A 23726-nucleotide genomic window follows, 5' to 3' on the forward strand; every position below is an offset into this window, starting at 1 on the left:
GTCACGTTAATCACGAATGTCCGGAGTAACATGAAATCCAAGGCATTATCTCTCTGGGATAGATTGATGTTAAGGCGGCGGTTTTTGATAGAAACCGTCATCGATCAGCTCAAGAATATTTCTCAGATAGAGCATTCAAGGCATCGCAGTCAACTCGGTTTTTTATTGGAAGTTACTGCCGGCCTTATTGCTTATACATTCCAACCTAAAAAACCGAGCTTGAATCTACGGGATAATGAGATCGCTATTTTTAAGCGAAGCTGAGGTTAATCAGGTGTAATTTGAACCCATAGAACCATCCCATTGAGGTTTTTCCGCGTTGCGCTATGCCCTGAAAGACCTTATGACGAGGAATACGGATGTTATGACAAACGCGCAAACTCGTGGAATCGATAAAAGCAATGCCTGTCGGTTTTCCTTTTAATTGAGTCAGATAACTGGATAAAGGTACCAAAACGGACGGGGCAACGCTGATAAAACGGGTATAACTGAGCAAGGAGGGGAAGTCGCGGTGATGGTATTGCCAGATATGCTCCAAATAAAAGTTTTTAAAATCACGGTAATGCGACCGCTGAAAGAGGATTAAAATTGTCATGATTTCACTGGGATACATGCGGCCTTGTCTGCGGCGCAGGCGGTATCCGTTATCGAGACAAAACGGCTCCCACTGGGGGATGAGAAGACGACAAAAGTCGTCGACATCGCAGAAAATTTCAACTAACTTGTCCATGGCCTGTTCCTCCCCGGAGTCGTTTTAGGCTTTCACCAAAACTTTGCTCCTGGAACAGGCCTCTCGTCAATTTCTTATCCAGAATTCAGGTTAATTAACACAATGATAAGCAAAAAATAAATCATTGTTTAATCTAACGAGGCTGGCAATACCAGCCTCGTCAATAACAGTGATTTTACAACAGTACGTCTTCTTTACTTCCTAATAAATTAACGGCTTCAGTACTGATAGGGTCAACCGCATCAATCATATTTTCGTGATAATAATCAGTAAGCTGCTTAACTACTATTGGCTTGGCTGACCATTGAGAAATATTATTATCCGGTACCTCTGTGATTAACTGGCTTATTTGTAGTTCTATTTCGCCTTTATTTAATGAGTTCACCTGACCGGCTTTAAATAAAGTAATGTTGGTCCGGTTTAATTTACCGCTTAATTCACAATTGGCGATGGAATTTTCAAATGGCATAATCTCCAATATCTTGTTGATATAGGTATTTGTAGCTCCCAGTTTCTGCAAGTTTTCAGTCACTATTTCATTTATTGCTGAGATATCTAATTTATCTCTGAGTGCTTTTATTTCCTCGTTATTGAGTACAGTATCCAATAAAAATAGCTGAATTTTTGTTGCACCCAGTTGCTCTAACTGAAAGGCAATTTCCATCGCTAATTGCCCGCCGAGTGACCAGCCCAGAATATAAATAGGTTGATCAATAGTGGTTTCGGTCAGCATTAATTCTCTATAAATCTTAGCCAACTGATACAGTGAATCGGTTGGATTATCCGTGCTGAGATTATAGTTGTTAATGCCGATGCAGTTATAGTTATCAGAGAGTGCACTTGCCAGCGATTCATAAACTTCACTGCCGCCATTGGCCGGATGGATCATAAATAACTTATTGGTGGCGGTTGACTCTGGTGTGAAGAAATTCAGTAATCCGGGTTGAGTATAAGCTGTATCTGTTTCCAGCCATTGCGATAACGAAGAAATGGATTTACCGCTAAACAAAATATTTAACGGAATATCAATTTGCAGGGTATCGCGGATTGCGGAGGTAAGTTTAATGGCTACCAGTGAGTTTCCGCCGATACGGAAGAAATTATCCTCAATACCGACTTGTTCCACTCCCAGTATTTCCTGCCAGATGGTACATAACTGTGTTTCCAGTCCATTGCGAGGGGCGACATAGTGATCACTATTTCCCCAGACCGGTTCCGGCAGGGCGCGGCGGTTCAGCTTCCCATTCACGGTCAGCGGGATGGACTCAATACGGGTAAAGCTGGCAGGCAGCATATATTCAGGCAGACGGGAAGAAATGTAGCCGCGCAGACTGTCATCAGACAATCTGTCGTCTGTCACCAGATAAGCGACCAGTACAGTATTTCCGCCATATTCATGATCCACCACGACGGCTTGTTTCACCTGTGGATGTGAGAACAGGATACTTTCTATTTCACCCAACTCAATGCGGAAGCCGCGAATTTTAACCTGAAAATCGTTGCGACTCAGGTATTCCAGTTTGCCGTCCGGCTGCCAGCGTACCCGATCGCCCGTTTTATACAGGCGGGTATAGCCTTTAGTTTTGTCTTCTTCGCTGGCAAAGGGGTTTAGTACGAAGCGTTCAGTAGTTAATTCTGGCTGGTTTAAGTATCCCCGGGCGACACCCGCACCACCGATATATAACTCCCCCGGAGCGCCGACAGGTACAGGGTTGCCGTGACGATCAAGAACATACAGGCGCGTGTTGTCAATACCGCTGCCAATGGATAAGTCATCTCCTTGCAATAAGTTTTGGGTTGCACAAACAGTGATTTCTGTCGGGCCATACTGATTAAATACGGTGATTGCCGGTGGCAAATTCAGAGCATTCAGGGTTTCGCCACCCGTATGGATAATTTGCAGGGAAGAGCGGAATAAATCAGCGGAATAATGATTCATTAAAGCGGTTGGGATAAATGCTCGGGTTATGTCGTGGGCATTGATAAATGCCAGCAATTGCTCACTGTTCACGGTCACTGCGGCAGGAGCGAGATATAACGATGCTCCCGCGATCAGGGCTGGGAAAATCTCAAAAACCGAGGCATCAAAAACGTAGTTGGCGAAAAACAATGTTCTGGTTTGTGAATACAGTGAATGGGTTCGGATAATAAACTGGCTCAGGTTGTTGACGCTGGTATGTTCTACCATTACGCCTTTGGGCTGCCCCGTCGTGCCGGAAGTATAGATGATATAGGCTAAATCAGAGGCTGAATTTATCTGAGCCGGATTTTCCACGGGCTGAGTTACCGTGACTGTTGGGTCATCAGTTGCTATCAGTAACGGCTGTGCTTTGTGAGACTGGCAGTAGGCTTCCAGTGTGATGAGATGTCGTTGCTGAGTCAGTACACAACCAGCAGCCGTATCCGACAGAATAAACTGCACCCGTTCGGCGGGATATTCTGGTGAAATAGGCACATAAGCGCCACCGGCTTTCAGCACCGCCAGAATACTGATCACCATTTCCAGACTGCGGTCAAGATAAAGGGCTATCGGGGTATTCGCCGGCATCTCCTTATGATTCTGCTGCTGATAGCATGCGCGGATCACGTAAGCTAGCTGATTGGCCTGCTCGTTTAACTGGCGATAGGTCAGTGTTTCTCCTTCAAACACCAGTGCTACATTATCCGGTGTTGTTTCTACTTGTGTTTCAAACAACTGTTGCAGGGTTTTATCCTGTGGATACGGTACATTGGTCTGATTCCAGCTGTGCAGCAAGGTATGGCGTTCTTCCTCGTTGAGGAAGGTAATTTCAGTATGAGGCTGATGTGGAGCGTACATCACAGCGGACAGAATGCGTTCAAGCTTATCCAACAGGCGCTGAGTCTGTTCTTCCGTCAGCCAGTCTTCACCGTAACTGAGTTTGATGATTAAACGGTTATCCTGCTCATAAGCCATGAGTGACAGCGGATAGTCCACTTTTTCCACCGACTGGCGGAATGCCACGGTATGCTCGATACCCGAGTTATTTTCGTCTGCTACCGGAATCGGATAGTTTTCAAACACCAGCAAACTGTGGAATAACCGCTCTCCGTCAGATTGCAGGCCGGAAAGCGATACCGCGCTGTGGCTGTTCAGGGCGGCGATATCCTGCTGAATCACCTGTAAAACCGCCGCTATACTGTCGGTGTGATCCCATTGCACCATCAGCGGCAGGGTATTGATATACAGGCCGACACTGTCCGCAATACCTTCCACGGGCACATCACGGCCGGATACCGTTGTACCGACAATGGTCTGTTCATCACCGGTATAACTGTTCAGCAGTTTATGCCAGGCAAATTGTAGGGCCACATTCAGCGTCACGCCCTGCGCGCGGCAGGTATTTTTCAGCTGCTCATAAGCGCTGCCCTGTAAAATAATCCCCCGCTCGGCGGGGTGTTCGATGGTTTTTATCTGGCTTAAATCAACACGGTGGCTTAACAGTGCTGAAAGATCATTGGTGCCCTGAAATTGCGCTTTGCGCTCTGTCCAGTAGCGGTCTGATTCGGCCTGATGCTCCAGATAATATTGCTGAGTAGCCGGATAGGCTTGATCTACCCTGATTTCAGGCATGTCTCCCTGAATGATGGCGTTGTAATACTCATGTACAGTCTGCAATAAAATCGGATTACTCCAGCCATCGATAATACTGTGGTGCAGGGTGGTGAGCACCGTGACCAGTTGCTCATGCTGTTGGATCAGGGTAAAGCGAATCAACCCTGGGAGGCTGAAATCAAACGGCAGGGCGCGATCCCGTTGTTGAATTATACTGATGGCTTTGTGTCGTTCATCCTCCGGCAATGAGCGGATATCTTTCATGCTGAAGTTGGCGGTACTGATACTCGCTCCCTCAGTAATAATTTGTAATACCTCTTCTGTCCAGTTAAAGGCGGTTCTGAGGATAGGAAAACGCAGTGAAGCCAGTGACCAGGCTTGCTGGTAGGCCGCAAAATCGAGTTGAGTGTGGTAATCCAACAATATCTGGACGCAATAAGCATCGTCCTGCGGCTGAGCCAGATGATGATAGATAAACCCTTGTTGCAGGCTGGTGGCGGGGTACAAGGCTTCAATCTGATACACCTGTTGAAGCTGGCGCAGCAGCTTGATGGAAAGCCCTTTGATACCATAATCTGCGGGGGTTTTTATCCCACCGGATTGCGCCTGTTTCTGGGCGGTGGTGATGACAGAACGTAGCGCCTGTTCAAAGGTGGCAATAAATGTCTGTGTCTGATCCGCGGTTAAACGGGAACCAATCTGGAATTGTAGCTGACCGGCCTGAACCAGTCCGTTGATGTTCAGCAGCAGGTGACTGTGATTTTCGTTTGCTGAGGTGTTGCCCGTATCGTCACGGGTCAGTGCCCAGTCTTGTTCGCTTTCACCTCCCAGTTGGCCCAGATAGTTGAAACTGATGGCCGGTAAATCCCCGGTCAGAGCACCCGCCTGACGTAATGCTCCATAACCTATCCCCTTATTGGGGATGGCGCGCAGCATCTCTTTGGTGTGAATAATGGTCTCAGCGATATCCTCCTGTATTGCCAGACGGACAGGATACAACGTAGTAAACCAGCCAATGGTTTCAGAAACATCCAGTGTATGGTCGATATTTTCGCGTCCGTGGCCTTCCAGCGTGATGGGGTTAACGGGTTGTGAGAACACCTCCGGTAGAGCCAGAGCCAGTGCGCTCAGCAATAAATCATTAATATCGGTCTGATAACCGGCATTGGCTTCCCGCAGTAAAATGCCCGTCAGTGCAGCGGAAATACTCAGTGTATGTTGGCTGAAGTTATCAGAAGCTGTGTGAGTAGAAGTTTCTGCCAGCGCTTGTTGCCAGTAGGTAACCTCCTGTTGATGCTGTTCAGCATACTGATGGATGGCCTTCACCCATTGCCGATAGCTGCTGGTTTTGGCGGGCAGGGTTTCACCCTGCAATATCCGTCGGATATCTTCCGCGATAATCCTCCACGATACGACATCAATAATCAGGTGATGTGCAGCGAAGAATAAGCGCGCACTGCCATCCGTGTAGCCGGTCAGATGGGCAGCCTGCCACAATGGCCCATTATCGTAATTAAAGTGATTTTGCCATTGCGTCAGTTGTTGATGGAGTGTTTCCTTATCTAACCCACGAATATCACAGTGCGGTAACGGAAGCGGTGAAGATGGCATTTTGGCTGGGTAACACTGGCGATAGCCCTGTTCTGTTCTGACAAAATGAGCGCGTAACATATCATGCCGCTCAGTCAGTGCCGTCAGCGCCTGTTCAATCTGTGCGGATTTGATATCGCCGGGTAACTGAATCATAAAGGCCTGATTCCAGTGGTGTGGATTTGGTAGTGCCCAGTCGAAGAACATTTGCTGAACAGGTAACAGGTCAAATTCCCCGTTTAATATTCCCTGTTCCGCGATGATTGTATCGGTAGAGGTTTCCTGCATCAGTAATTGGGCTAACTGAGCCACCGTCGGTGCCTCGATAATTGAGGTAACCTGAAGAGTAAAACCCGCCTGCCGTAGTTTCGAGACCAACTGGATACTGATAATCGAATCACCACCAATGCGGAAAAAGTTATCATCAATACTTATCCGCTCCAGCCTTAAAACTTCCTGCCAGAGAGTGCACAGCCGGGTTTCCAGTGCATTGCGGGGGGCGACATAATTATCGCGATCTCCCCAAACTGGATCAGGCAATGCGCGGCGATCAACTTTTCCATTCAGGGTCAGCGGAATAGCGTCAATCCGGGTAAAACTGGCCGGTAACATATAATCCGGCAGGTGTGCCGATAAGTAGTCAAGCAGGCTTTCATCGGAGATCTGTCCGTCTGTTACCAGATAAGCGGCCAGTGCTTTATGACCATGATGTTCACGGTCAATCACCACCGCTTGTTTCACTTGTAGATGGGATGTGAGTGCACTTTCGATTTCACCCAGTTCAATACGGAACCCGCGCAACTTCACCTGAAAATCATTGCGGCTAAGGTATTCAATATTACCGTCCGGTAACCAGCGGGCGAGATCGCCGGTTTTGTACATGCGGGCATTCGGTTCCGGAGAGAACGGATCGGTCAGGAAACGCTCTGCTGTCAGTTCAGGCCGGTTCAGGTAGCCTCGTGCGACACCGCCTCCGCCAATATGGATTTCGCCGGGCACACCTGCGGGAACGGGTTGGCCTTGATTATCCAGAATGTAGATGCGCGTATTATTGATAGGCTGCCCGATGGGTAGTTTTCCGTTTTCCATCCGTGGCATATCGTAGGCTGTGGCAAACGTGGTGGTTTCTGTTGGCCCGTAGACATGCAGTAAATGTTGAGGAGAATATTCCGCCCGGAGGCGCATGGCGGCCCGATTATCGCTCTTTTCACCGCCGAACAGGATATAACGCAGTCCTGATAATGCAGGGGCGATCAGGTCGGCATACTGGTTAAACAGCGCCGTAGTCAGAAACAGCGCACTGACACCGGCGGCTGACAGGCACTGACCAAATTCGGCTGGCTGTAGCAGGGTTTTCTCCGGTACCAGCAGGATACGGGCACCATTCATTAACCCTGACCAGACTTCCCATGTCGCAGCATCAAATGAAATATTGGCACAATGCGCAATGCAGTCATCCGGCCCGATATCGGCAAAGCCATTATTGATAATCAGGCGCAGAACATTGCGGTGCTCCACCATGACGCCTTTTGGTAAACCTGTCGAGCCGGAGGTATAGGTGACATAAGCCAGATGGCGCGATGTCAGCCCTAATGCCTGTGTATCAGGATCCGTGCCCGGCAAAGTGGCAAGCTCTGCCGCCTGAGCATCAAGCAATACCGTGGTGACGGAGACGGATAATTTATCCACCTGTGTGGTTTGAGTCAGCAGGGCGACCGGCGCTGAATCTTCCAGCATAAAACTGAGTCGTTCAGTCGGGTAGGATGGATCGAGCGGTACATAAGCCCCGCCAGCTTTGAGAATGGCGAGTAACCCCACCACCATCTCCGGGCTGCGTTCAAGACAAACAGCCACCCGATCATCAGGACGTACACCCAGTGCAATCAGATGATGAGCCAGCTGGTTGGCTCGCCGGTTGAGTTCACCATAACTGATGCTTTGGTCTTCAAAGATAATGGCGATGGCATCGGGATGTTGGTCAGCCTGAGCTTTAAACAGCTGTGGCAGGGTTTTATCCTGTGGATAAGGGGCCGCTGTCTGATTCCAGCGGTACAGAAGAGTATGACGCTCTTCTTCGCTGAGGAAAGAGACTGACGTATGTGGCTGATGTGGGTTACTGGCGACTGCGTACAGGATACGTTCAAGCTGACAGAGTAAATTCTGTGCTTGTCCTTCTGTCAGCCAGTCTTCCCCGTAACTGAATTTGATAACTAACTTGTTATCGTGTTCATAGGCCATTATCAGCACCGGATAATCGACTTTTTCGACTGCTTTACGGAATGTCAGGGTATGCTCGATACCGGCCATATATTCGCTTACCGCCGGAACAGGGTAGTTTTCAAAGACCAGCAGGCTGTGGAATAACCGTTCACTGTCAGATTGCAGGCTGGACAGGGCAATATCACTGTGGCTGTTGAGAGCCGCGATATCCCGCTGAATGGCCTGTAAAACCGTTACCACACTGTCGGTGTGATCCCACTGCACCATCAGCGGTAATGTATTGATATACAAACCAACACTGTCCGCAATACCCTCCACGGGCACATCTCGGCCGGATACGGTTGTACCGACAATGGTCTGTTCATCACTCGTGTAGCTATGCAGGAGTTTATGCCAGGCAAATTGCAGAGCGACATTCAGGGTTACGCCCTGCGTCCGGCAGATCTCTTTAAGCTGTTGATAGGCACTGTCCTTTAGAGTCAGTAACTGTGCAGCGGGTTTTTCAACGGTTTTTACCTGTGTTAAATCAATGGAATGGCTCAGTAAAGCTGAAAAATCATTGGCTCCCTGAAACTGAGGTTTACGCTCTGCCCAGTAACGGTCTGATTCTGCTTTATGATCCAGATAATATTGCTGTGTAGCCGGATAGGCTTGATCTGCCGTGATTTCAGGGAGTTCACCCTGAATGATGGCGTTGTAATACCCATGTACAGCCTGTAATAAAATCGGCGTACTCCAGCCGTCGATAATGCTGTGGTGTAGCGTGACAAGCACTGTAGTCAGTTGTTCACGTTGTTGAATCATCGTAAAACGAACCAAACCGGGCTGACTTAAATCAAACGGCAGGGTACGGTCAGTTTGCTGAATTTCGTCAATCACCCGGTTGCGGTCTGCTTCTGATAATTGGGTGAGATCTTCTCTTCTGAAGTTGGCCGAACCAATACTGGCCTCGGTTGTAATCACCTGTAATATTTTCCCTTCCCAGTCAAAGGCGGTTCTGAGAGTAGGGAAACGGAGCGAAGCCAGTGCCCACGCCTGTTGGTAGGCGGCAATGTCAACATCGGTGTGATAATCCAGCAACCATTGTACGCGATAGGCATCATCCTGCGGCTGAGCCAGATAATGGTAGACAAAACCTTGTTGCAGGCTGGTGGCGGGATACAGGGCTTCAATTTGATACTGCTGTTGAAGCTGGTTTAATGACCGGACTGAAAGCCCTTCAATACCATAATCACTGGGCGTTTTTATCCCTCCTGATTGCGCCTGCGCCTGCGCAATGGCGATAACGCGGTTGAGCATTTGCTCAAATGCGGTGATAAACATTGTTGTCTGGTTTGGCGGCAGACGGGAATCCACACTGAATTGCAGTCTCCCGGCCTGAATTGCACCATTGATGCCCAGTAATAAATGGCTGCTATTTTCGCTGGCTATCGCATTCCCGCAATCATCACTGGTGATGCTCCAATCCTGATGGCTGGCTCCTCCGAGCTGACCGAGGTAGTTGAAACTGATAGCCGGTAAATCACCGGTCAGATATCCTGCCTGATGTAGTGTGCTATAACCGATACCTTTGTTCGGAATATCACGCAGCATCTCTTTGGTCTGAATAATGGTTTCGGCAATATCAGACTGTATTTGTAACCGAACCGGATACAGAGTAGTAAACCAGCCAACGGTTTCAGAAACATCCAGTGTGTTATCGATATGTTCCCGACCGTGTCCTTCCAGCGTAATGTGATTGACGGGGTGCGCAAAGACGTCCTGTAAAGCCAGCGCCAGCGCACTCAGAAGTAAATCGTTAATTTCAGTGTAATAACCCGTATTGGCTTCATGCAGCAGAATGTTTGTCGTCTCCACAGAAAGACTTAGCGGGTGACGGGTGACGTTATCCTGCGCTGGTTTAGCAACATGGCCTGCCATCACCTGTTGCCAGTAGGTAATCTCATTCTGATGTTGTTCGGCGTAGTGATGTACTGCGGCTACCCATTGGCGATAACTGCTGGTTTTCGGGCGCAACGCCATACCCTGCAAGAGTAAACGCATATCTTCGGCAATAATCCTCCACGATACGGCATCAATAATCAGATGGTGGAAGGCAAAAAATAATCGGGCACTGCCATCTGCGTAGCCGATCAGATGAGCCGCCTGCCATAATGGCCCGTTGTGGTAATCGAACCCGCTTTGCCATTGGGTGAGCTGTTGATGCAGTTCTTCCTGATTGAACTCACGGATATCAACATGTTGTAAAAGAGAAGGTGAGCTCGGTATTTCTGCGGAATAGCACTGGCGGTAGCCGTTTTCGGTCTTAATAAAACGGGTACGTAGCATATCGTGCCGTTCAGCCAGCACTGTCAGTGCTTGTTCAATCTGCGCAGATTTAATATGACCGGGTATCTGAACCATAAAGGCCTGATTCCAGTGGTGGGCATTGGCGAAATTCCAGTCAAAGAAAGTCTGCTGAACAGGCAACAGATCAAATTCTCCGGTTAGCCATCCTTGTTCGGCAATGACTTTCTCAGTAGAAACAGTTTGTGCCAGTAATCGGGCTAATTGTGCCACCGTGGGTGCTTCAAAAATGGCTTTCACTTGAAGGGTAAAACCGGCCTGACGCAATCTGGAAACCAGCTGGATGCTGACAATCGAATCGCCGCCAATACGGAAGAAATTATCGTCAACGCTAATCTGCTCCAGCCCTAATACATCCTGCCAGATATGACACAGCTGAGTTTCCAGTGCGTTACGAGGCGCAATATAGTGCTCCTGAACGCTCCAGATTGGCTCTGGCAGGGCACGGCGATCCACTTTGCCGTTCAGCGTCAGCGGAATAGATTCAATAATGCTAAAGCTGGCAGGCAGCATATATTCCGGCAAGCGGGAAGAGAGATATTCCATCAGGCTGTCATTGGACAGTGTACCTTCTGTCACCAGATACGCGACCAGCACCTTATGATTGTGATGTTCCCGATCAATGACGACGGCTTGTTTTACCTGTGGGTGGGCGGTCAGGGCGTTTTCGATTTCGCCCAGTTCAATACGGAACCCGCGTAGCTTCACCTGAAAATCGTTGCGGCTAAGGTATTCAATATTGCCGTCCGGTAACCAGCGGGCGAGATCGCCGGTTTTGTACATACGGGCGTTCGGTTCCGGAGAGAACGGATCGGTCAGGAACCGCTCTGCTGTCAGTGCAGGCTGGTTCAGGTAACCCCGAGCCACGCCATCTCCGCCAATGTAAAGTTCTCCGATTGCCCCAATGGGCACGGGTTGTTCATCTGAGTTGAGTAAATAAATCCGGGTATTGGCAATCGGACGACCGATAGGGATAGATTGAGTTACATCAACCGTTTCCGTCATTGTATAAGTGGCGGCAAAGGTGGTTGTTTCTGTTGGGCCATAGCCGTTAATCAGGTGAGCAGGTGAGGTTTCTGCCAACTGTACCTGTTTTATTTTCTGCGGATTTAGAACATCGCCCCCGACAAGTAAATAGCGTAGTTGTCCGAAGACCGGAAGTAGAGGATCAAGGTACTCGTTAAACAAGCCTACGGTGAGCCATAACGCGGTCACTTTACCTTTAATCAGGATATCGCGGAAACGAAGAGGGTCGAGCAAGACCGATGAAGACACAATATACAAGCGGCTGCCGTGAAGTAGGGCAGACCAGATTTCCCATGTAGCGGCATCAAATGATGGGTTAGCGCAATGAGCAACGCAGTCAGCAGAGTTTATGTCAGCAAAGCCATTATTAATAATCAGGCGTAAAACATTGCGATGCTCCACCATTACGCCTTTTGGCTGCCCGGTAGAGCCGGATGTGTAAATGACATAAGCCAGATGGCGTGATGTCAGTCCTAAGGCCTGCGTATCAGGATTTGTATCCGGCAGAGTAGCAAGGAATTGAGCCTGCTCATCGAGCAATACCGTGGTGACGGAGCCGGATAATTTATCCGCCTGTGTGGTTTGAGTCAGCAGGGCGACCGGTGCCGAATCCGCCAGCATAAAGCTGAGCCGTTCCGTCGGGTAGGTTGGATCGAGCGGCACATATGCCCCGCCTGCCTTGAGAATAGCGAGTAATCCCACAATCATCTCCGAACTGCGTTCAAGGCAAATAGCGACACGGTCATCAGGGCGTACCCCCAGTGCAATCAGATGATGAGCCAGTTGATTGGCTCGTCGGTTGAGTTCGCTGTAGCTGATGCTTTGGTCTTCAAAGATAACGGCGATGGCTTCGGGATGTTGGTGGGCCTGAGCTTCAAACAGTTGTGGCAGGGTTTTATCCTGCGGGTATGGGGCAGCCGTCTGGTTCCAGCCGTGTAGCAGGGTATATCTCTCCTGCGCAGATAAAATATCAATGCTGGATAAGGCTTGTTGCTGATCTGCCACAAAAGCGCTTAGTACCCGCTGATAACTGGCTGCCAGCCGCGTGATCGTATTTTCGTTAAACAGGCTGATCGCGTAATTAAGGCAACCCGTAATGCCGGTTTTCCCGTCGGATAAAAACAGGCTCAGGTCAAACTTGGCAGGGCTGTATAGCGGTTTATCCAGAGTTACCGAACAAAATGGCAGATGGATTTCGCTTGACTGAGGTTCACTCTGAGCACTGAACATCACCTGAAAAATCGGGTGACGTGAAGTATCACGCTCAAGGTTCAGGGCATCAATAAGTTGTTCAAACGGCATATCCTGATGCGCTTTGGCTTCGCTCACTAGTTGATGCGTCTGCTTAATCAGCGTTTCCACGCTGGTGGTTTGTTCAAGTTGTGCCCTTAAAACCAGCGAGTTCACGAACATGCCAATCAGAGGTTGAGTCTGGGCATGGTGGCGGTTATCCGTTGGCGTTCCCAGAACAATATCGTCCTGTCCGGAGAGTTTCGCCAGCGTGACGTAAAAGGCACTCAGCAACACGGTATAAAGAGTGGTTTCCTGTGATTTTGCCAGTGTCCGCAACTGTTCTGAGAGGGGGATATCCAGTTCAAAACTGAAATCCTGCCCCTGATAATTTACCTGCGCAGGTCTGGGGTAATCAGTGGGTAAATTCAGTGAAGCATAACCCGCCAGCGTTTGTTGCCAGTAAGCAAGCTGTTGTTCATAGTTTGCACCCTGTAAATAATGGCGTTGCCAGACGGCATAATCTCCGTAGTTGATCTCCAGAGGTGTAAGCTGGTAGTCACGGCCATCCCGTAGGGCAGGGTAAATCTCCGCCAGTTCATTGATGAAAATATCGGCAGACCAGCCATCAAAGGCGATATGGTGCCACAACAGCAATAAATAGTGTCTGCCAGTGACCTGATAGTGACGCAAGCGCAGGCTAGGTTCATCAGACAGATCAAATGGTGTGGCTATTTCAGCCTGCACGGTACTCAGCAGCGTTTCCATCGTCTCACAGGACCGGGATTGAATAACCAGATTGCAATCCATTTCCTGCTGATAAATCTGGCCGTTATTATCAGGTTGGTACACCATTTTTATTACTGAATGGCGCTCAGCCAGCCGATTAATGGCGGTTTCTAATACAGGCAGACAGGTTTCATCATCCAGCTGAACCAGATAAGGAATATGGTAGGTATCGGATCCTTGTTCAAACTGCTCGATAAACAGCATCCGCTCCTGAGCAAAGGATAAGGGATAACGATTCAGGGTCAGATGCGGAATAACCGTATAAGTCTGCTTCTCCATCTGCGTGACCAGACCTGCGATGGTTTTCAGCTCAAAGAGTTGTGCCAGCGAGATTTCAGTTGTCAGTATGCGGCGGATCGCGGCGGTCAGTTTAATAGCGGTCAGGGAGTTCCCGCCGATACGGAAGAAATTATCTTCAATCCCCACCTGTTTCAGCCCCAGAACATCCTGCCAAATGGAACACAGTTGAGCTTCCAGCGCATTGCGGGGAGCAACATAACCGGTTTTATTGCCGAAAACCGGCTCCGGTAATGCCCGACGATCGACTTTACCGTTTTTGGTCAGAGGAATTGCCTCAATGGAGGTAAAGCTGGCAGGCAGCATATAGTCAGGCAGACGGGAGGATAAATAACGGGTTAATGCATCATCTGCAAGTTCACCATTGATGACCAGATAAGCGACCAGCGTTTTGTTGCCGTCATATTCGCGATCAACCACGACTGCCTGTTTTATCTGTGGATGTGAAGCAAGAGCGCTTTCGATTTCACCCAGCTCAATACGATAACCCCGGATCTTAACCTGAAAATCGTTACGTCCCAGATATTCCAGCTCCCCATTTGGCAGCCAGCGGGCTAAGTCGCCGGTTTTATACAGGCGGTTGTAACCGCGTTCTTTGTCTTTCTCCGAGGCAAAAGGAGTCTGCACAAAACGTTCAGCGGTGAGTTCTGGTCGGTTTAAATAGCCCCGTGCCAGTCCTGCGCCACCGATATACAGTTCGCCCGGTGTACCAATCGGGGCCAGCTGTCCGTATTGATTCAGAATATAGGCAGACATATCACGAAGTGGCCGCCCGATGCAGGAGACTGTTGTGGCATCATTTTGGGTTAATTTTTTATAGGTCACATGAACAGTGGTTTCGGTGATCCCGTACATATTGATGAGGGCAGGAGTTTGATCGCCGTAATGATCCCACCAGGGTTTCAGTTGTGCCGGATTTAGTTTATCGCCACCGAAGATCACATAACGAAGGCGAGGGAATTCTGCTTTTATATTTAATGCCGCGTCAATAAAGGCATAAAATGCGCCCGGTGTCTGGTTCAGAACGGTGACGTTCTGATCTGAACAAAGGCGGCTGAACCGGTTAAAATCTTTGGTGCACTCAATAGTCGGGATAATCAGGCGTCCGCCATAGAGCAATGCCCCCCATAATTCCCAGACACTGAAATCAAAAGTGTAAGCATGATACAGCACCCAGATATCATTCTGGTCAAATTGGTAATCTGCCTGTGTGCTGGCAAATAAGCGGGCGACATTTTCATGCGTCTGCAACACGCCTTTTGGTTGCCCGGTGGTGCCGGAGGTATAAATAACATAGGCCAGATCGGTTGCCTGATGCGTGAATGCCAGATTCTCCGTTGACGGGTTTTGTGTCACAGCCGGATCATCAGCCGCAATCAGAACGGGCTGTTCCATCTCTGTTTGTGTACATGCTTTCAGTGCTTCTAAATGCCGTTGCTGAGTCACTACACACGGAGTCTGGGTATCTTCCAGAATAAACCGGACTTGTTCAGGCGGATATTCCGGTGAAACGGGCACATAAGCGCCTCCCGCTTTCAGGACTGCCAGAATACTGATCACCATTTCTGGGCTGCGAGCCAGATAGAGCGCAATCAGCGTATCAGCCGGCATCGGTTGATGATGCTGTTGCTGATAACACTCACGGATCACAACTGCAAGTTGATTTGCCCGTTCGTTTAACTGGCGATAGGTCAGCGTTTCGTCCTCAAATATCAGTGCCACATTATTTGGGGTTTTGTCTGCCTGAGCCTCAAACAGCTGCGACAGGGTTTTATCCTGCGGATAGTCCATCTCAGCCTGATTCCAGCGATGCAGCAGAGTATGGCGCTCCTGCCCCGACAGGATATCCAGCCTGAATAGCGGCTGTTTCTGGTCTGCCACAAAAGCCACCAGTACCCGTTGATAAATATCTGCCAGCCGCATAATGGTCGTTTCATTAAACAGACTGACCGCATAATTCAGACAGCCGTAAATCCCGCTTTGTCCATCGGATAAATACAGATGCAGGTCAAATTTAGCGGGGCTGTACAGAGGCTCTTCCAGTATTACCGGACTGAATGGCAGAGGCGTTCCCTGTGGCAGACTTTCTTCGGGATTTTGTAAGCCGAACATCACCTGAAAAATCGGATGGCGCGAGGTATCGCGTTCAATGCCGAGTATTTCAAGCAACTGTTCAAACGGTATATCCTGATGTGCTTTAGCTTCGGCAACTAACTGATGGATCTGCTGAATCAGGTTTTCTACGCTGGTGGTTTGTTCAAGTTGTGCCCTTAAAACCAGCGAGTTAACGAACATCCCAATCAGAGACTGCGTCTGGGCATGGTGGCGGTTATCCGTCGGTGTCCCCAGAACGATATCGTCCTGTCCGGAGAGTTTCGCCAGCGTGACGTAAAAGGCACTGAGCAACACGGTATAGAGGGTGGTTTCCTGTTTTTTTGCCAGTGTCCGCAACTGTTCCGAAAGCCGGGTGTCCAGTACAAAATTGAAGTCCCGTCCCTGATAACTGACTTGAGCAGGTCTGGGATTGTCAGCAGGCAAAGCCAGCGGTTCATAACCTGCCAGCGTTTGTTGCCAGTAATTCAGTTGATGCTCATATCTGTCACCCTGTAAGTAGTCACGCTGCCAGACAGCATAATCACCGTAAGTGATTTCCAGAGGTGTGAGCTGGCAGGTACGGTTATCCCGTAAGGACTGATAAATTTCTGCCAGTTCCGCCATAAAAATAGCGATAGACCAGCCATCAATAGCGATATGGTGCCATAACAGCAGTAAATAGTGGCTGTCAGCTACTTGATAGTGACATAAACGCAAGCTGAGTTCTGTAGTCAGGTTGAATGGGCGTGCTATCTCAGTGCGTGCAGCATTCAGTAGTTCGTCCATATTTTCGCAGGATTGGGAGGTTATCTTCAGATCCCTGTCCAGCACCTGTTGGTAAATCTGGCCTTCATCATTAGGACGGTAGACTGTTTTTATCACGGAATGACGTTCAGCCAGCCGATTGATGGCAGCCTCCAATAAAGGGAGGCTAATGTCGTTATCCAATTGAACCAGATAAGGCGCATGATAAGCATTGCTGCCCTGTTCAAATTGTTCGATAAATAACATGCGCTCCTGCGCAAAGGATAAAGGATAGTGCGCCTGTGCCAGATGAGGGATAACGGTATAACTCTTCTCCCTCATTTGCGTTGCCAGCTCTGCAATGGTTTTCAGCTCAAACAGCTGGTTGAGTGAGATTTCAGTTGCCAGAATACGATGAATAGCCGCAGTCAGCTTAATGGCGGTCAGGGAGTTCCCCCCGATATGGAAGAAATTATCTTCAATGCCCACCTGTTCCAATCCCAGAACATCCTGCCAAATGGTACATAGCTGGGTTTCCAGTGCATTACGGGGGGCGACGTATCCCATTTTATTGCCGAAAACCGGTTCCGGTAATGCCCGGCGATCCACTTTGCCATTCACTGTTAAAGGGATTGCATCAATACGGTTAAAGCAGGCTGGCAGCATATATTCAGGTAATCGGGCGGATAAATGACGGATTAATACCTCATAGGTAAGTTCGCCATCGATAACCAGATAAGCAACCAGCGTTTTGTTGTCGTCATGTTCACGATCAATGACTACCGCTTGTTTTACCTGTGGGTGCAAAGTCAGTGCCCGTTCAATTTCCCCCAGTTCAATACGATAGCCACGGATTTTGACCTGAAAATCATCGCGTCCCAGATATTCCAGTTCACCATTTGGTAGCCAGCGGACTAAATCTCCGGTTCGGTACAGGCGGGTATATCCTTTGGTTCGGTCTTCTGCGGTGGCAAAGTGATTAGGCACAAAACGTTCAGCGGTCAGTTCAGGCTGGTTTAAATACCCCCGCGCCAGCCCGGCTCCGCCTATATACAGCTCGCCCGGTGTGCCGACAGGAGATAAATGACCTTGTTCGTCAAGGACGTAAAGGCGGACGTTATTAATGGCTTTGCCGATATTAGCCGGGATATCCCCATGCTGAAACTGCTTTTCAGTCGCACACACCGTGACTTCTGTCGGGCCGTAAGAATTCAGTACACGGCTGGTTTGGCTGAAGTGTTTAATGAAATCGGAGGACGGTGCTTCTCCCGCTGTCACCAATACCCGCAAAGAAGGCAATTCAGCATCAGTCAGTAATTTCAGCATAGCGGGGGGTAAAGCTGCCGCTTCGATACCTTCACGTTGAATGAGTTGGGCAACTGAAATGACATTCCGTTCTGTTTCACTGCAAAGGTAAAGCGTGATCCCTCTGAATAGGCAGGGGAATAATTCAAAAACTGAACCATCAAACACGTAGGCAGCAAACATTAAGGCTTTCTTTATGTTCGAGGTATCCAGAATGTTTGTTTGCGCAGCCGCCATATGAGCCACATTGTTGTGCTCAATCATGACCCCTTTGGGCTGCCCGGTTGTGCCGGAGGTATAGATGATATAAGCCAAATCGGTGGAGGTATTGATCCGTGCCGGATTTTCTACAGGCTGATCTGCGGTGATGGTCTGGTCATCTGATGCAATCAGTGTCGGTTGTTCAGGCAGTGCCTGACAATATGTTGCCAGTGTTGTCAGATAATGTTGCTGAGTCAGTATGCAGAATGCCGCGGTATCAGCCAGAATAAACTGGACCCGTTCGGCAGGATAGGCGGGTGAAATGGGAACATAAGCACCACCTGCCTTCAGTACCGCCAGCATGCTGATGACCATTTCCGGGCTGCGATCGAAATAGAGTGCTACCGGCATATCTGCCTGTAACTCTTCATTATGCTGCTGTCGGTAACATGCCCGAATAACACAGGCCAGTTGGTTCGCCCGTTCATTCAGCTGACGATAAGTCAGAGTTTGGCCTTCAAATACCAGCGCTGCATTATCCGGTGTTTTTTCCACCTGAGTTTCAAACAGTTGTTGCAGTGTTTGATCCTGTGGATATGGCGCATCGGTCTGATTCCAGTGATGCAACAGAGTCTGACATTCCTGCTCTGACAGGATGTTAATGTTAGCCAGCGTTTGCTGGTGGTCTTCGACAAAAGCCGCCAGCACACGTTGATAATAGTCAGCCAATCGTCCGGCAGTGTTTTCACTAAACAGACTGACGGCATAATTGAGGCAACCGGTAAGACAGGCCTGTCCATCCGATAAGAACAGGCTCAAATCAAATTTAGCCGGGCTGTATAAAGACTCATCCAGATCAACCGGACTGAACGGCAGTGCAGGGTTGTCTGTCAGGCTTTCCCCAAAACTCTGTAAGCCAAACATAACCTGAAAAATCGGGTGGCGGGCGGTATCCCGTACCATCACCAGTGCGTCAAGCAGTTGTTCAAATGGCATGTCCTGATGATTTTTGGCACCGGCAATGACTTTATGAATTTGCCCTATCAGTGTTTTTACACTGTCGGTCTGTTCTAACTGTGCCCGCAATGGCAGTAAGTTGATGAACATGCCCATCAGAGGCTGAGTCTGGGTATGATGGCGATTATCTGTCGGGGTTCCCAGCACGATATCATTCTGCCCGGATAGCTTCGCCAGCATGACATAAAAGGCACTGAGCAGAACGGTGTACAGAGTCGTTCCTTCCGTTTTGGCCAGCGCCCGTAACTGTTCGGAAAGGACGGGGTTCAGCGTAAATGTACAATCCCGGCCCTGATAACTGACTTGTGCCGGTCTGGGGTAGTCTGTTGGTAAATCCAGTGTTTCAAAGCCTGCTAGCGTATGTTGCCAGTAAGCCAGTTGTTGTGCATGTACTTCGCCCTGTAAATATTCCCGTTGCCATCGTGCATAGTCACCATAGCCGATCTCCAGCGCCGGTAATTGGCTTTCCCGCCCTTGCAGAAGTGCGTGATAATTTTCTGCCAGTTCGGTGGTAAAAATATCGGTAGACCAGCCATCAGTGGCAATATGATGCCAAAGGAACAATAAGTAATGGCTTTCAGCCACTTGATAGTGGCACAAACGTAGACTTGGCTCAGTGACCAGATCAAACGGGGTGGCGATTTCGCCGCGTACTGATTGTAAAAGAGTATGCATATCCTGACAGGATTGTGATCTGAGTTTGAGGTTTTCTGCCAGTACTTGTTGATATTCATGCCCGTGAGCATCGGTACGGTACACCGTCTTCATGATCGGGTGACGATCAACCACTTGATTAATCGAAATTTCTAATAATGACAGGTCCGTATTGTCATCCAGTTGTACGAGATAAGGAACATGATAGACATAAGTTCCCTGCTCAAAACGTTCGATAAACAGCATTCGTTCCTGAGCGAATGACAGCGGATAACGTTCCTGCTCAATATGAGCAATAACCATACCGGTCGCTTTCTGCATCTGTGCTGAAAGCCCGGCAATGGTTTTAAACTCAAAAATCTGACTTAATGAAACTTCCAGCGCTAATTGCTGGCGAATGGCGCTGATCAGCTTAATGGCTGTCAAAGAATTCCCGCCAAGACGGAAGAAATTATCTTCAATTCCTACCTGTTTCACGCCCAGAATAGTCTGCCAAAGATCACAAAGCCGGGATTCCAGTTCATTACGCGGGGAAACAGAACCGGCTTTATTGCCGAAAGCGGGTTCTGGTAATGCCCGTCGATCGACTTTACCGTTCTGGGTCAGTGGGATGGATTCAGTGTATGTAAAGCTGGCAGGCAGCATATAGTCAGGCAAGAGGGCAGATAAGTGGCTGATTAACGCCTCATCTGAAGATTTTTCAGGGCTAACCAGATAAGCGACCAGAACCTTATTGCCTTCATATTCGCGATCAATCACTACCGCCTGTTTTACCTGTGGATGCGAAGCGAGCGCACTTTCAATTTCCCCCAGTTCAATGCGATAACCGCGGATTGTGACCTGAAAATCATTACGCCCCAGATATTCCAGTTCCCCGTTTGGTAGCCAGAGGGCTAAGTCGCCGGTTTTATACAAGCGGGTGTAACCGTATTCTTTGTCCTTATCCGTGGCAAATGGGTTTTCCACAAAACGTTCAGCCGTTAATTCCGGCCGGTTTAAATAGCCCCGCGCCAGTCCGGCACCGCCGATATATAGCTCACCGGGCGCGCCAATAGGGGCAAGCTGCCCTGAATGATTCAGGATATAGGCAGACATATCACGCAGTGGTCGCCCGATGCAGGAGACTGCGGTTGCATCACTCTGAGTTAATTTTTTATAGGTTACATGGACAGTGGTTTCGGTGATCCCATACATATTGATGAGGGCAGGAGCCTGATCGCCATAATGATCCCACCAGGGTTTCAGTTGTACCGGATTCAGTTTATCACCACCAAAGATGACATAGCGAAGATGAGGAAATTCAACGTTGGCTTTTAATGAAGCCTCAATAAAGGCATAAAACGCCCCCGGAGTCTGATTCAGTACCGTGACATTCCGTGCAGAACAGAGACGGCTGAATTGTTCAAAATCCTTGGTGCACTCTGCTGTCGGAATAATGATACACCCGCCATAGCGTAGTGCTCCCCATAATTCCCAGACGCTGAAATCAAAGGTGTAGGAATGGTACAGCACCCAGATATCATCCTGATTAAACTGATAGTCTGCCTGTGTACTGGCAAATAAACGGGCGACATTTCCATGTGTCTGTAACACGCCTTTTGGCTGCCCGGTGGTGCCGGAGGTATAGATAACATAAGCCAGATTAGTGGCCTGCCCAGCGCATAGCAGATTTTCCGTGGAGCAATTTTCGGTCACGCTGCGGTCATCTACGGCAATCAGAACAGTTTGTGCCGGTGCACATTCGCTCAACACTGACAGGTATTTTTGCTGAGTGATCACACAGAAAGAGCTGGTATCTTCCAGAATAAACCGAACCCGTTCCGATGGATAATCCGGTGAGACAGGCACATAAGCGCCGCCTGCTTTCAATACTGCCAGAATACTGATCACTATTTCTGTGCTGCGTTCCAGATAGATTGCAACCAGTGTCTCAGCCGGCATCGGTTGATTATGCTGCTGCTGATAACGTTCACGAATAACAACTGCGAGTTGATTCGCTCGTTCATTTAACTGGCGATAGGTCAGCGTTTCATCCTCAAACATGACCGCCACATTATCCGGCCTGATGGCTGCCTGAGCTTCGAAATGTTGTTGTAGGGTTTTATCCTGTGGATACGCGATATCAGCTTGTTTTTGGAGATATAATAATGTTTGACGTTCCTGCTCTAATAAAATAGGTAACTCATTGACTGGAACAGAAGGCGTCTCAATGATAGCAGCTAATAAATTTTTCAGTCGCTCAAGCGCATTTTGAATATCGGCATCATTAAAATAGGCCTGCAAATAATCTACCGTTATTTTTAATTCCTGATTATAACCGTGATCTTTCAGGCGGAATGCGATGGGATAAATATTAAATATTCCATCAATATGGCAATGCTGATTCTGGTTAATTTCAGTGGCTGATGCTGAATAACGGTCGTAGGCAATAAAAATACCGGGTAAAGAAAAACCCTGTTGACTTGCTAGCCGGGCAAGGTGTGATTGAGGGAACTGGCTGTGTCTGTAACTGTTTTTCAGAGCCGTTTCCATCTCTCTGATTTGTTCAATGACACTGGATGTTGGCGAAATATGGCAATGTACGGGATACGTATTGGCCTGCATACCAACGACATATTTCTCTGTTTCTGTTCTTCTGCCATGTGTAATGGTATTAAAAATCAGCTCTTTTTGCCCTGTAAGTTCAGCCATCATGATGGTGACAAGGCTGGAAAAGACAGCCAGCAAATTCGTTTTATGTTGACGACAAAAAGCCAGTAAACTTTCTTTAGCTGAAAAGGGCAGTATCAGGAAGTGATAACCGGTTTCATTATTTTTATAGTGAGGGGGTAAGTGATGTATTTCTTTTTTTCTTAAAAAGTCAATCCAATAATTTTTATCATTCTTATAATGAATACTATTTAAATAATCCCTTGCGTTCTCTATCGATGTTAAATATTGCGGAATATCTGATAGCCATGCTGTCGATATACCTTGTTTAAGGCAGCCGTATAACTGATAGATATACTCATGAAGCCGATATAATCCAACGCTATCTATCATAATGTGATGGAATAGCGTGAATAAATAACATTTTTCATTATTCAGCCGGATTAATGTCACCTGATAGGGTGTTGTCTTTAAGTAATTGACGGGGATATAGGTTTGTTGCCGCATCCAGGTAAGAGCATGCGTTTCGGGTTCAGGCTGCATTGTGGCATCATGGTACCTGATTAATTCGGGTTTACTCTGATCCGGAATATATTGTATAGCCTCATTATCTGAATCTATTGCTATCCGCAAGCGTAATGTATCAATATGCTGGTGCAGTAGATCCCATGCTTTTTGTAAAATCGCTATATCAATATTTTCTTCTAATGACGTATACCAACTAAGGCTGTGTATCGGACTATTTTCATAAAGTGCCTGCTCGTAAAATACATCCTCCTGAGAAGGGTGAAGAGGATAAAAACCCGAATTCAAAGAACCCTTAAATGCTCTCATAATAAATTATACGAATGTATTCCGTTTACAAGTTATTTGTAATTGATTCCGTAATATTTCAAACTGTCATTTACGACTTAGTGGGTATAATTCATCATGGTATCATTACAGATAATCTCGCAATCTTTCAACATCCTTCCTCATGAAAAATAGTTAATGTTTATCAGTGAATGATTCTGTTTTTATTTATTACTGCATGATCATAACTCATGATTATGAAGTTTTTCTGGTCATTTTGGTTGCGGGATATATTATTTTTTATTCGCTATAACTATTTTCATGCTGGATATATTGGAATGGGCTGGTACTTTTCGTTTCGTCAATAATGATTAAATTGATTTACATCAAGTTATCATCTTTGTTTTTTTAACGTGTTGGTTATTTATTTTCTGGCAACAAAAATAGATTTGATAATTATTTCATGGC

General features: G+C 47.9%; 2 protein-coding genes and 1 pseudogene. 1 reads left to right on the forward strand and 2 read right to left on the reverse strand.

Annotation, left to right across the window (positions count from 1 at the left end):
• Positions 1-264 (forward strand): transposase (locus AACS92_RS08600; protein ID WP_241537968.1); only part of this gene is annotated, 264 nt, incomplete at its 5' end.
• A 4-nt stretch (positions 265-268) separates the two neighbouring features.
• Here AACS92_RS08600 and AACS92_RS08605 read toward each other — a convergent pair.
• Positions 269-730: pseudogene (locus tag AACS92_RS08605) on the reverse strand (transposase); the annotation flags it as partial.
• A gap of 175 nt (positions 731-905) precedes the next feature.
• Positions 906-23279, reverse strand: a complete 22374-nt coding sequence (locus AACS92_RS08610; RefSeq protein WP_241537975.1) for a non-ribosomal peptide synthase/polyketide synthase — start codon at positions 23277-23279, stop codon at positions 906-908.
• Between the last annotated feature and the right edge of the window lie 447 nt (positions 23280-23726).

Source organism: Xenorhabdus sp. KJ12.1 (assembly GCF_963876495.1).
GTDB classification, from domain to species: domain Bacteria; phylum Pseudomonadota; class Gammaproteobacteria; order Enterobacterales; family Enterobacteriaceae; genus Xenorhabdus; species Xenorhabdus stockiae.